11 protein-coding genes are annotated in these 12,202 nt (G+C 70.1%); 4 read left to right on the top strand and 7 right to left on the bottom strand.

Annotated elements, in window-relative coordinates:
* The first annotated feature begins 303 nt into the window (after window positions 1-303).
* Complete coding sequence (locus KUM38_RS14825) at window positions 304-1,074, top strand: ABC transporter ATP-binding protein (protein ID WP_217129828.1); 771 nt, start codon at window positions 304-306, stop codon at window positions 1,072-1,074.
* A 65-nt stretch (window positions 1,075-1,139) separates the two neighbouring features.
* Window positions 1,140-3,668 (top strand): ABC transporter permease, encoded by a 2,529-nt coding sequence (locus KUM38_RS14820; protein WP_217129827.1) that lies wholly within the window; start codon window positions 1,140-1,142, stop codon window positions 3,666-3,668.
* A 67-nt stretch (window positions 3,669-3,735) separates the two neighbouring features.
* Here KUM38_RS14820 and KUM38_RS14815 read toward each other — a convergent pair whose 3' ends face one another.
* Together KUM38_RS14815 and KUM38_RS14810 are read right to left on the bottom strand one after the other, a co-directional pair.
* Window positions 3,736-5,034: a cyclopropane-fatty-acyl-phospholipid synthase family protein gene (locus KUM38_RS14815; RefSeq protein ID WP_217129826.1), complete on the bottom strand. Its 1,299-nt coding sequence runs from the start codon at window positions 5,032-5,034 to the stop codon at window positions 3,736-3,738.
* 264 nt (window positions 5,035-5,298) lie between these two features.
* Window positions 5,299-6,690: an NAD(P)/FAD-dependent oxidoreductase gene (locus tag KUM38_RS14810; protein ID WP_217129825.1), complete on the bottom strand. Its 1,392-nt coding sequence runs from the start codon at window positions 6,688-6,690 to the stop codon at window positions 5,299-5,301.
* Window positions 6,691-7,227: 537 nt separating this feature from the next.
* Between KUM38_RS14810 and KUM38_RS14805 the strand changes: the two genes are divergently transcribed.
* On the top strand, window positions 7,228-7,500 hold the full coding sequence (locus KUM38_RS14805) for a type II toxin-antitoxin system Phd/YefM family antitoxin (RefSeq protein ID WP_048457331.1): 273 nt from the start codon (window positions 7,228-7,230) through the stop codon (window positions 7,498-7,500).
* Window positions 7,497-7,766 (top strand): type II toxin-antitoxin system RelE/ParE family toxin, encoded by a 270-nt coding sequence (locus KUM38_RS14800; protein ID WP_217129824.1) that lies wholly within the window; start codon window positions 7,497-7,499, stop codon window positions 7,764-7,766. Before KUM38_RS14805 ends, KUM38_RS14800 begins: the two co-directional genes overlap by 4 nt.
* Before the next feature lie 88 nt (window positions 7,767-7,854).
* Here KUM38_RS14800 and KUM38_RS14795 read toward each other — a convergent pair whose 3' ends face one another.
* From KUM38_RS14795 to KUM38_RS14775, 5 genes are all read right to left on the bottom strand, one after another.
* Complete coding sequence (locus tag KUM38_RS14795; protein ID WP_217129823.1) at window positions 7,855-8,808, bottom strand: Ppx/GppA phosphatase family protein; 954 nt, start codon at window positions 8,806-8,808, stop codon at window positions 7,855-7,857.
* Entirely contained in the window at window positions 8,805-9,338 is a 534-nt protein-coding gene (locus KUM38_RS14790; protein ID WP_217129822.1) for a DUF501 domain-containing protein, read from the bottom strand. Before KUM38_RS14790 ends, KUM38_RS14795 begins: the two co-directional genes overlap by 4 nt.
* A 31-nt stretch (window positions 9,339-9,369) precedes the next feature.
* Window positions 9,370-9,846 (bottom strand): septum formation initiator family protein, encoded by a 477-nt coding sequence (locus KUM38_RS14785; protein WP_217129821.1) that lies wholly within the window; start codon window positions 9,844-9,846, stop codon window positions 9,370-9,372.
* A 104-nt stretch (window positions 9,847-9,950) separates the two neighbouring features.
* The gene (eno, locus tag KUM38_RS14780; protein ID WP_217129820.1) at window positions 9,951-11,231 is read right to left on the bottom strand and encodes a phosphopyruvate hydratase; all 1,281 of its coding nucleotides are present in this window, start codon (window positions 11,229-11,231) and stop codon (window positions 9,951-9,953) included.
* 233 nt (window positions 11,232-11,464) lie between these two features.
* A complete protein-coding gene (locus KUM38_RS14775) occupies window positions 11,465-12,199 on the bottom strand; it encodes a transglycosylase family protein (protein WP_217129819.1) in 735 nt (244 codons plus the stop codon).
* Window positions 12,200-12,202: the final 3 nt, after the last annotated feature.

The raw sequence follows: 12,202 nt of genomic DNA, 5'->3' as shown, positions 1-12,202 counted from the left end.
TTGGCGCCTGAGGGAGCATCAGTCCTTGGAACTCGCCGTCAGCACGTGCCAACAGCCTTGCGTGTGACGCTCCGTCATGCACGCGGAATGACGGAATTTCACCGTCGGAACAGGGGCGCTCCACCTGTTCCGCGCGCCCCGGCTCAGGGTCCGCCGTCATCCCCAGGTATGACGCCGCGCCCGGTGGTCCATCCCGAGTCGCCCTCCAGAACCGGAACAGCGGGTGACTACACGGCGGTGAAGCGGCGGAACGATGGACGGCGTCCCCCGAGAACACGTCGTCCCGACAGGAGCGTCCATCCCGTGACCACCGCATCCCTCGCCGACCGGACCACCGCCGTGGCCGCGCGCGCCACGGAGCTTTCGAAGATCTACGGCCAGGGCGAGACCCAGGTGGTCGCCCTGGACCGGGTCTCCGTCGCCTTCCAGCAGGCCGAGTTCACCGCGATCATGGGCCCGTCCGGGTCCGGCAAGTCCACGCTGATGCACTGCGTGGCCGGCCTCGACACCTTCTCCTCCGGTTCCGTGCGGATCGGTGAGACCGAGCTGGGCTCGCTGAAGGACAAGCAGCTGACCAGGCTGCGCCGGGACAAGATCGGCTTCATCTTCCAGGCGTTCAACCTGCTCCCGACGCTGTCCGCGCTGGAGAACATCACCCTTCCGATGGACATCGCGGGCCGCAAGCCGGACAAGGAGTGGCTGGACACCGTGATCCGTATGGTGGGCCTTTCGGACCGGCTGAGCCACCGGCCCTCGCAGCTGTCCGGCGGTCAGCAGCAGCGGGTCGCCGTGGCGCGGGCGCTGGCGTCCAGGCCGGACATCATCTTCGGCGACGAGCCCACCGGAAACCTCGACTCCCGCTCCGGCGCCGAGGTGCTGGGCTTCCTGCGCAACTCCGTGCGCGAGCTGGGACAGACCGTGGTCATGGTGACCCACGACCCGGTGGCCGCCGCCTACGCGGACCGGGTGGTCTTCCTCGCGGACGGCCGGATCGTGGACGAGGTGCACGGGCCGACGGCCGACTCGGTGCTCGACCGCATGAAGCGGTTCGACGCCAAGGGCCGCACCAGCTGACACCCCGCCCCGCGCGTCTCCGCCCGCCCCCGCCCCCTCGTACGTCTGGACTCGAGAAGACTCCCATGTTCCGTACCGCCTTGCGCAATGTCTCCGCGCACAAGGCCCGGCTCCTGATGACCGTGCTCGCCGTGATGCTCGGCGTGGCCTTCGTGTCGGGAACCCTGGTCTTCACCAACAGCCTCTCCGACGCCCTGCAGAAGCAGTCCGCCAAGGGCTTCGACCACGTCGACGTCGCCATCACCCCCGAGTGGAAGGAGGCCGAGGACGACAAGGCCGGCGAGTACCCGGAGCTGACCCGCGCCCTGGTCGACGACAGCGCCGCCGTGCCCGGCGCCGCGCGGGCCATCGGCACCGTCCAGGGCTTCACCGCGATCGCCGGCAAGGACGGCAAGCTGCTCGGCGACGGCTTCCAGTCGCAGGGCGGCAACTACTGGGGCCCCAAGGACCCCCGGTACCCGCTGGTCAACGGACGCGCGCCGAAGGGCGAGGGCGAGATCCTCATCGACTCCGAGACCGCTGAGCGGGCCGGCTACGAGGTCGGTGACAAGGTCAGGATGTCGGTCGACGGTCCCGTCCTGGAGCCGGTGATCACCGGCGTCTTCACCACCGACGACGGCAATGTCGCGGCCGGCGGCAGCCTCACCCTGTTCGACACGGCGACCGCGCAGAAGCTGTTCGGCAAGCCGGGCACCTTCGACGAGATCGCCGTCAAGGCGAAGGACGGCGTCAGCGACACCGCGCTGCGGGCCCAGCTGGAGAAGGCGCTGCCGTCCGACGTCGTGGAGACCACGACGGGTACGCAGCTCGCCGACGACCAGGCGGAGGCGATCGCCTCCTCGATGAGCGGCCTGAAGCAGGGTCTGCTGGTGTTCGCCGGGATCGCGCTGTTCGTCGGTACCTTCATCATCGCCAACACCTTCACCATGCTGGTCGCCCAGCGCACCAAGGAGCTGGCCCTGATGCGCGCGGTCGGCGCGTCCCGGCGTCAGGTCACGCGGTCGGTGCTGATCGAGGCGTTCGTGGTCGGCGCGGTCGCCGCCGTCGCCGGACTCGTCGCCGGTGTCGGCATCGGCGCGGGGCTGCGCTCGCTGATGGGGACGCTGGACGCGCCCATGCCCGACGGTCCCCTGGTGGTCAGCCCGGGCACGGTCGGCTCCGCGTTCGTGGTCGGCATCCTGGTGACCATGCTCGCCGCGTGGCTGCCCGGCCGCCGGGCCGCGAAGATCCCGCCGGTGGCGGCGATGAGCGCGGTGCACGCCCAGGCGACCACCAAGTCGCTGGTGCTGCGCAACACGCTGGGCGCGCTGTTCTCGGCGGCCGGTGTCGCGGTGGTCCTCGCGGCCACGACGATGGAGGGGTCCGACGGCCAGGCCCCCATGGGTCTCGGCGCCGTCCTGCTGATCATCGGCGTCTTCGTCCTGACCCCGCTGCTGTCCCGCCCGCTGATCGCCGCCGCGGCCCCGGTGCTGCGCGTCTTCGGGGTCTCCGGGAAGCTGGCCCGGCAGAACTCGGTGCGCAACCCGCGCCGTACCGCCGCCACCGCGTCCGCGCTGATGATCGGGCTCACCCTGATCACCGGCATGACGGTGATGGCCGGCAGCCTGCAGAAGTCCATCGACGAGATGGCGGCCTCCGCGATCGAGGCGGACTACATGGTGTCCATGGCGAACGGGCACCCGCTGTCGCCGGACGTCGAGAAGGAGCTGAAGCGGTCCGGTGGCGTCACCGCCACCAGCCCGATGCGCAACGCGTACGCCCTCGTCGACGGCGAGGACGAGTACCTGACCGGCGTGAACGGCGCCACGTTCGGCGAGCTGACCGAGTTCACGGTGGTGCAGGGCACCTTCGAGATCGGCGGCACCCGGGTCGCCGTGGACGAGGACACCGCGAAGTCGTACGGCTGGAAGGCCGGTTCGGACTTCACCATCGTCTACGAGGACGACGAGAAGCAGAAGCTCACGGTCTCCGGCGTCTACCAGGCCAACGAGCTGATGAGCGGCATCGTGATCGACACCGCGACCCTCGATCCGCACGAGGAGGAACCGGCCGACATGATGGTCATGGTGAAGACCTCCGACGGTACGTCCGACGCGGTGAAGGACTCCCTGGAGAAGGCCCTCGGCAGCAGCCCCGCGATCAAGGTCCAGGACAAGCAGGACCTCTCCAACGAGATCGCGAAGATGTTCACCCTGATCCTGAACATGGTCTACGGCCTGCTGGCGATGGCGGTGATCGTGGCGGTCCTCGGCGTGATCAACACCCTGGCGATGTCGGTCTTCGAGCGCTCCCAGGAGATCGGCATGCTGCGGGCGATCGGCCTGGACCGCAAGGGCGTCAAGCGGATGGTCCGGCTGGAGTCCCTGGTGATCTCGATGTTCGGCGGGGTGCTCGGCCTCGGTCTGGGCGTGTTCTTCGGCTGGGCGGCCGGTGAGCTGGTGGGCTCGAGTATGGCGACGTACGAACTGGTCCTGCCGTGGGCCCGGATGGGGATCTTCCTGCTGCTGGCCGCGGTGGTGGGTGTGCTGGCGGCGCTGTGGCCGGCGCGGCGGGCGGCCCGGCTGAACATGCTGCAGGCGATCAAGGCCGAGTAGGAGTCACCGCATCGGCCGTGACGCGGGCCCCGTTCCGGGTGGAGCGGGGCCCGTCGTCGCGTGCGGGTCAGTTCCAGGTGCGGGCGCGCAGGGGGAGGGCGGAGGCGCCGGACTCGGGGGTTCTGACGGCGAGGACCTGGTTGACGCCGATGCGGTTGCGTTCGAAGGCGAGGGCGGACGCGGCCATGTACAGCAGCCAGACGCGGGCCCGTCCCGGGCCGGCCAGCGACACCGCGCGGGCCCAGTCCGCCTCCAGGTTCGCCACCCAGCGGCGCAGGGTGAGCGCGTAGTGCTCGCGGATCGACTCGACGTCGCGCACCTCGAAACCGGAACGCTCCAGCAGGGACACCGTGGTGCCCAGCGGGGCGAGTTCGCCGTCGGGGAAGACGTAGGCGTCGATGAAGGAGTCCACCCGGTACGACGTCTCGTCCCGCTGCGGGCGGCGCGCGATCTGGTGGTTCAGCAGCCGTCCGCCCGGCTTGAGGAGCCGGTGCAGGGCGGTGGCGTACTCCAGGTAGCGCTCGGATCCGACGTGCTCGGCCATGCCGATGGAGGAGACGGCGTCGTACGGGCCGTCCGTGACGTCGCGGTAGTCCTGGACGCGGATCTCGACGCGGTCGGTCAGGCCCTCGTCGGCGACGCGCTTGCGGGCGTGGGCGGCCTGTTCGTGGGAGAGGGTGACGCCGACGACGTTCACGCCGTGGTCGCGGGCGGCGTGGACGGCCATGGAGCCCCAGCCGCAGCCGACGTCCAGCAGGCGCCGGCCGGGTTCCAGGGCGAGCTTGCGGGCGACGAGTTCGAGTTTGTCGTGCTGGGCCTGTTCGAGGGTGCCCCGCGGGGGCGGGGCGGGCCAGTAGGCGCAGGAGTACACCATGGACGGGCCGAGGACGATCTCGTAGAAGTCGTTGCCGACGTCGTAGTGGTGGCTGATGGCGCGCCGGTCGCTGTGCCTGGTGTGCAGGCCGCGGCGGGGGCGGCGGGCCTCCTCGCGGGGCGGGGCGGGCGGCAGCGGGAGGCCCGCGAGGGCGATCAGTCCGCGGGCGGCGGAGCGGAAGGCGGGGTCGCGCAGGGCCTGGGTGAGGGTACGGGCGTCCTCGCCGCGCTCCCAGACGAGGCCGGCGATGCGGTCGAGGGCGGTGTAGAGGTCGCCCTCGACGGCGAGGTCGCCGGCCACCCAGGCGCGGGCGAGGCCGAGTTCGCCCGGCTTGAAGAGCAGGCGGCGCAGGGCCCGGCGGTTGCGTACGACCAGGGTCGGGGCGTCCGGAGGGCCGGCCTGTGATCCGTCCCAGGCGCGGACGCGGACGGGGAGGGGGGTGCCGATCAGCTGTTCGATGTGACCTTTCAGCCGAGAGGCGGCGTCTGCCATGGTGTACACCTCCGTGATGGGGAATCCCGGAATGCCGTCACCACGTAAACACTTGGGAGGCGGGTTGGCAGTCCCCGGCGCGCGTCATCTCCGGGCGAAACGCCGGATCGCGTGCCGGGGCGGCTCCTCGGGGCTCCGCCCTGGAGTTCCGGGCGTCGCCCGCCCACCCGGCTCGGCGGATGAGAACGTCCCCTCGGGAACGCCGAAGGGGCCGCCCGCACCACGGATGGCGGGCGGCCCCTTCGGGCGATTGGTGACCGGAGGTCAGGAGGCCTTCGCCTCGGTCTTCTTCGGTTCCTGCTGGGCCGCCGCAGGCGCGGGCGCGGGCTTCGCCGCCTCGTAGAACTCGTCGCGCGGCGTCTCGATCGCGCCCAGGGACACGACCTCGCGCTTGAGGAACATGCCGAGGGTCCAGTCGGCGAGGACGCGGATCTTGCGGTTCCAGGTCGGCATGGCCATGCCGTGGTAGCCACGGTGCATGTACCAGGCGAGCCGGCCCTTGAGCTTGATCTTCATCTTGCCGAAGACGATCATCGCGACGCCCTTGTGCAGGCCGAGGCCCGCCACCGCGCCCTTGTTGGCGTGGCTGTACTCCTTCTGCGGGAAGCCCCGCATGCCGGAGACCACGTTGTCGCCGAGGACCTTGGCCTGGCGCAGCGCGTGCTGGGCGTTCGGCGGGCACCAGGCGTTCTCGTTGCCGGCCTTGCGGCCCACGAGGTCCGGCACCTGGGCGTTGTCACCCGCGGCCCAGATGTAGTCGGTGCCCTTGACCTGGAGGGTCGGCTCGGTGTCGACGTGACCGCGCGGACCGAGCGGCAGGCCGAAGCGGGCCAGCGCCGGGTTGGGCTTGACGCCCGCCGTCCACACGATCGTGTTGGAGTCGACCTCGAGTCCGTTCTTCAGGACCACGTGGCCGTCGACGCAGGAGTCCATCGACGTGGACAGGTAGACCTCGACGCCGCGGCCCTCGAGGTGCTCCTTGCCGTACGTGCCGAGCTTGGGACCCACCTCGGGGAGGATCTTGTCGGCGGCGTCGACGAGGATGAAGCGCATGTCCTCGCGGGACACGCTCCTGTAGTACTTGGCGGCGTCGCGGGCCATGTCCTCGACCTCGCCGATGGTCTCCGCGCCCGCGAAGCCACCACCCACGAAGACGAAGGTGAGCGCCTTGCGCCGGATCTCCTCGTCCGTGGTGGAGTCGGCCTTGTCGAGCTGTTCGAGGACGTGGTTGCGCAGGCCGATGGCCTCTTCGATGCCCTTCATGCCGATGCCCTGCTCGGCGAGGCCGGGGATCGGGAAGGTGCGGGAGACCGCGCCGAGCGCGATCACCAGGTAGTCGAAAGGCAGCTCGTACGCCTCGCCGACCAGCGGGGCTACGTGCGCGACCTTGCGGTCCTGGTCGATGCTGGTGACCCGACCGGTGAGGACCTCCGCCTTGGGCAGCACGCGTCGCAGCGGGACGACGACGTGCCGGGGGGAGATGTTGCCGGCGGCGGCTTCGGGAAGAAAGGGCTGGTAGGTCATGTACGACCGCGGGTCGACGACGGTGACGGTCGCCTCGCCGTAACGCATCTTCTTCTGGATGCGCCGAGCTGCGTACAGGCCTACGTACCCACCGCCTACTACGAGGATCCTGGGACGCTCCGTGGTGCTCATGCCATCGAGTATCCACCCGCCCCGAGGGGGTACCTCGTGCGCCCCTTCACAAGCTTCGAGAGTGCCTGTGTTATTATCCCCGGCTTCTTGATCCAGGTCACAGCGCGAAGCGGGAACCGGCACCCCGCACGGGACGTTGTCAATGCCGCGTGAGCTGCCTCTCTGCTCGCCGACAGGCGATGTGAGGCCGGCCGGCGAGCCTTCGCGGCACCCCCCGGCACGGCATCCGCCGCCGCCTTCTGAACGTGTTCAAAGGGGTGTTGAGGGCCCGAATGGGTCAACTGGGTTCAGTTCTTCGCCCTCCCGGGGCCAATTCCTTGTGAAGAACTTCACGAACTTTCCCGGCGGGGCCCCGCCGAAGGGCCCGAAAGGCCCCTCGGACGCCGCTCAAACGCCATCCCGACCGCTCAGTGGAGTGCTGCTGACCAGCGAGAGAGGGGCCTAGGCGATGGACCGGGCGATGCCGTCGAGGAGCGCGCACGAACGCGTTTCCCGTCACGGATGCGCCGTGTACACGCCGATGAGTACACTTCCTTCATGACTGAGAACACCGTGACCGTACGGGAAGCCCGCGCGCACCTCGCCGACCACATCAACCGGGCCGAGGAAGGTGTCCCGACCGTCATCACGCGCAACGGCGCACCGGTGGCGGCCGTGGTCCCGATCTCGGACTTCGAAGCGTTGGAGGAAGCCGCCGACGTGATGTTGGCGCGCGAGGCCGAAGCTGTTCTGGCGGAGGGCGGCACCACCGTGACGATGGCGGAACTGCTGGCGGACCTGTTCACCGAGCAGGACGGCGAGGCCGCGTGAAGTACGCCTTCCGGTTCACCACGGCGGCACAGCGTCAGCTTCGGGCGATCAGCCGACCCGACGCCATGCGCATCCTGACCGCGTTGACCGCACTCGGTGACGACCCGTACCGCCAGGACGCCGACGTCAAGAAGCTCACCGGCCCGTCGGGCCTCTACCGGCTCCGGGTCGGAAGCTACAGAGTCGCCTATCAGATCAACGATGGAGAACTCGTCGTCCTCGTGGTCAAGGTGGGCGACCGGCGGGACGTCTACCGCAACCTGTGACGCCCCGCCTGGTGCCGGCATCGCCTGGCAGTGCCGCTCAGCGCGCCTCGGCGGCGCAGCTGTGAGCTATGCCGTCGAGGATCGCTCCTTAACGCGTCTCGGAGGCGCAACTCCAGGCGATGCCGTCGAGGATGTCGTGCTCCGACACCACGACCTCCTCCGCACCGATCCGTTCCATGATCGCCAGGAGGACCAGGGCCCCGGCGCCGATCACGTCGACCCGGCCCGGATGCATGGAGGGCACCGCCGCGCGCTCGGCATGGGTGGACCGCAGCAGCCACTCGGTGATCTCGCGGACGCGGTCGCGGGAGACCCGGGAGTGGTGGATGGCCTCGGAGTCGTACTCGGGGAGGTCCTGGGCGATCGCCGACACGGTCGTGACCGAGCCCGCCAGGCCGACCAGGGTGTGCGCCTCGCGCAACGGGACCGTCTCCTCGGCGTGGTCGAGGGCGGCCTCGATGTCGGCGCGCATCGCCGCGATCTGCTCCCCGGTCGGCGGGTCCGTCACGGCCCCGTCCCGCACCAGGTGCCGCTCGGTCATCCGTACGCAGCCGACGTCCACGGAGCGGGCGGCACGGACGTGGTCGTCACCGATGACGAACTCGGTCGAGCCGCCGCCGATGTCCACGACCAGGAACGGGCGGTGCAGGTCGGTCCGGCCCGTCAGCTCCCTGGTGGCCCCGGTGAAGGAGAACTCGGCCTCCTGGTCACCGGTGATGACCTCGGGCTCCACGCCCAGGATGTCCAGCACCCCGCGCACGAACTCGTCGCGGTTCTCGGCGTCGCGGGAGGCGGAGGTGGCGACGAAGCGCAGGTGCTCCGCGCCGTGCTCCTTGATGATCTCCGCGTACTCGCGGCAGGCGGCGAACGTCCGCTCCAGCGCCTCGGGCGCCAGCCGGCCCGTACGGTCGACGCCCTGGCCGAGCCGTACGATCGTCATACGGCGGTCCAGGTCCGTCAGTTCGCCCGTGTCCGGGTCGGCGTCGGCCACCAGCAGCCGGATGGAGTTCGTACCGCAGTCGATGGCGGCGACTCGGGTCACCGGTCCTCCTCCTTCGCGGGAAGCGTCACGCAGGCGCCCTTGCGCCACCACTCGGGCAGCATCGCCAGCGCCTCGTCACCCAGCGGGTTGACCCCGGGGCCCGCGGCCAGCGAGTGGGCGACCAGCACGTGCAGGCACTTCACGCGGTCCGGCATGCCGCCCGCGCTGGGGAAGTTCTTCAGCTCCTCGATCTCGTCGCGGCGCCGGATGTAGTCCTCGTGCGCCGCGCGGTACGCGGCCGCCAGCTCGGGGTCGGTGGCCAGCCGCTCCGTCATCTCCTTCATCACGCCGTTCGCCTCCAGCGTGCCGATCGCGGAGTTCGCCTTCGGGCAGGTGAGGTAGTAGAGCGTCGGGAAGGGGGTGCCGTCGGGCAGCCTCGGCGCGGTCTCCACGACGTCCGGCTGCCCGCAGGGGCAGCGGTGCGCGATGGCGCGCAGTCCGCGCGGGGGCCGCCCGAGCTGCTGCTTGAAGGCCTCGACGTCCGCGTCGGTGGGCTCGGTGCGCGGGGTCGTGGGCGGGGGCATGTCCATAGCTGTCTTTCTTACGGCTTTCTGCAAAGGGTCACTGGCCGGCGGCGTCGGCCTTGTCGACGCCGTCCCAGACGTTCGCGTACCAGGGACGGTCGGCGGCTTCGAGATCCGTGCGGGACTTGTCCGCCGCACCCGGGTCGATGACGATGTAGCCGGTCTCGCCGGGCATGACGTAGTGCAGCCGCCTGCGGATCTCCTGCTCGGCGTACGCGTCGTCCTGCCAGCGCGCCTTCATGTCGCGCAGCCGTTCGACCCGCTGGCGGGTCTCGTCCTGCTCCTGCCGGAGGTCGGCGATGTCCGCGCGCTGGGAGACGTACTGCCGCATGGGATAGGCGAGGGCGACGATCAGGGAGCAGACCACCAGGGCGAGCAGCGCGGCCCGGCCGGTCAGCCGGGAGCGGCGGGCCTGGCGCTTGGTCTGCGAACGGTAGACCCGGGCCGCGGTCTGCTCGCCGATCAGCCGGATCCTGGTCGCGGTGGAGAAACGGTCCCGGTCCTTGACCGCCATGTTCCGCCTCCGGTTCGCCTTCGTTCGCCTTCATACGTGCGTACGTCCCCGCACACGGTACGGGACCGGGTACGGGGACGTACGTACGACGCTGCCTACGGGTGTCAGCCCTTGAAGCGGGGGAACGCGCTGCGGCCGGCGTACACCGCGGCGTCGTCGAGGATCTCCTCGATGCGCAGCAGCTGGTTGTACTTGGCGACGCGCTCGGAGCGGGCCGGGGCGCCGGTCTTGATCTGGCCGCAGTTGGTGGCGACGGCCAGGTCGGCGATGGTGACGTCCTCGGTCTCGCCGGAGCGGTGGGACATCATGCACTTGAAGCCGTTGCGCTGGGCCAGCTCGACGGCGTCCAGGGTCTCGGTCAGCGAACCGATCTGGTTGACCTTGACCAGCAGGGCGTTGGCGGCGCCCTCCTCGATGCCGCGGGCGAGGCGCTCGGGGTTGGTGACGAACAGGTCGTCGCCGACGAGCTGGACCTTGTCACCGAGCTTGGCGGTGATGGTCTTCCAGCCCTCCCAGTCGTCCTCGAACAGCGGGTCCTCGATGGAGACGAGCGGGTACGCGTCGACGAGCTCGGCGTAGTACTCGGTCATCTCGGCGGCGGAGCGCTCCTTGCCCTCGAAGGTGTAGGAGCCGTCCTTGTAGAACTCGGACGCGGCGACGTCGAGCGCGAGCGCGATCTGCTCGCCCGGGGTGTAGCCGGCCTCCTTGATGGCCTCGAGGATGAGGTCGAGGGCCTCGCGGTTGGAGCCGAGGTTGGGGGCGAAGCCGCCCTCGTCGCCGAGGCCGGTGGCCAGGCCCTTGCTCTTCAGGACCTTCTTCAGCGTGTGGTAGACCTCGGCACCCCAGCGCAGGGCCTCGGAGAAGGACTCCGCGCCGATCGGGGCGATCATGAACTCCTGGATGTCCACGTTGGAGTCGGCGTGCGAGCCGCCGTTCAGGATGTTCATCATCGGCACCGGCAGCAGGTGCGCGTTGGGGCCGCCCAGGTAGCGGAAGAGCGGGAGGTCGGACGCCTCGGAGGCGGCGTGGGCGACGGCGAGCGAGACGCCGAGGATGGCGTTGGCGCCCAGCGAGCCCTTGTTGTCGGTGGCGTCCAGGTCGAACATCGCCTGGTCGATCAGGCGCTGCTCGGTGGCGTCGTAGCCGACGAGCTCCGGGCCGATCTGCTCGATGACGGCCAGGACGGCCTTCTCGACGCCCTTGCCCAGGTAACGGTTGGCATCGCCGTCACGGAGTTCGATGGCCTCGAAGGCGCCGGTGGAGGCGCCGGACGGGACGGCGGCACGACCCGTGCTGCCGTCGTCGAGGCCGACCTCGACCTCGACCGTGGGGTTGCCTCGGGAGTCCAGGATTTCCCGGGCTACGACGACGTCGATGGACGGCACGAGCATCTCCTTCTTGGATGTGACGCGGGTGGGCAGGACCCCGGAGGGTCTTGCGAGTCCGAGCCTAACCGGCTCCGGGCGATCGGCCAGCCGGTCGCCCGCTCCATGGACAGAACCGAGAGTAAATTGTTTCCGAACGGAACAAAGCTGTTTCCGGAAACCCGGTCACAAAAACCCCGCCCCGGCGCGTACGGGGGAAGACGCACCGGGGCGGGGAGCCGTGGGGCAGCCGCTTACTTCAGGTGCAGCTGCTGGCCCGGGTAGATGAGGTCGGCGTCGTCGACGATGTCGTCGTTCAGCTCGAACAGCTCGGCCCAGCCGCCCTCGACGTCGTGCTCGGCGGCGATGGAGCTGAGGGTGTCGCCCTTGACGACCTCGTACTCGCCGTCGCCCTTCTCGACCTTCTCGCCGGTCGGGGTGGTGACGGTCTTCTCCTCGGCCTTCTTCTCGGTCTTCTGCCCGGCGGCCGGACGCTCGGCGGAGCGGGAGGCCTTCTGCTCGGTCTCACGGGTCTCGGTGGAACCGGTGTCCTGGCTCTGCGAGGAGCCGGCCGAGGAGCCGTTCGAGGTGTCGTTCGAGGAGGAGCCGGTGTAGGCGGCGTTGGACAGGCCCGTGCCGCAGACCGGCCAGGCGCCCTTGCCCTGGCCCGCGAGGACCTTCTCGGCGATCTCGATCTGCTGGGCCTTGCTGGCCTGGTCGGCGGTGGAGGCGTACTGCGTGCCGCCGTACGCGGCCCAGGTGGAGGCGGAGAACTGCAGACCGCCGTAGTAACCGTTGCCGGTGTTGATGGACCAGTTGCCGCCGGACTCGCACTGGGCGACGGTGTCCCACTCGGAGGCGGTGGCGGCGGAGGCGCTGCCGGCCGCCATCAGCGGGACGGCGACGGCGGCGGAGGCGACACCGGCGACGGCGATCGCGCGGGTGGCCTTGGACGGACGACGGTGCTTGCCCTTGCCGGAAAACAGCATGGT

The organism is Streptomyces sp. AC558_RSS880, assembly GCF_019049255.1.
Lineage (GTDB): Bacteria > Actinomycetota > Actinomycetes > Streptomycetales > Streptomycetaceae > Streptomyces.
The sequence above is the reverse complement of the archived record's forward strand: the minus strand, read 5'-3'. Positions and strand labels throughout refer to the sequence as shown.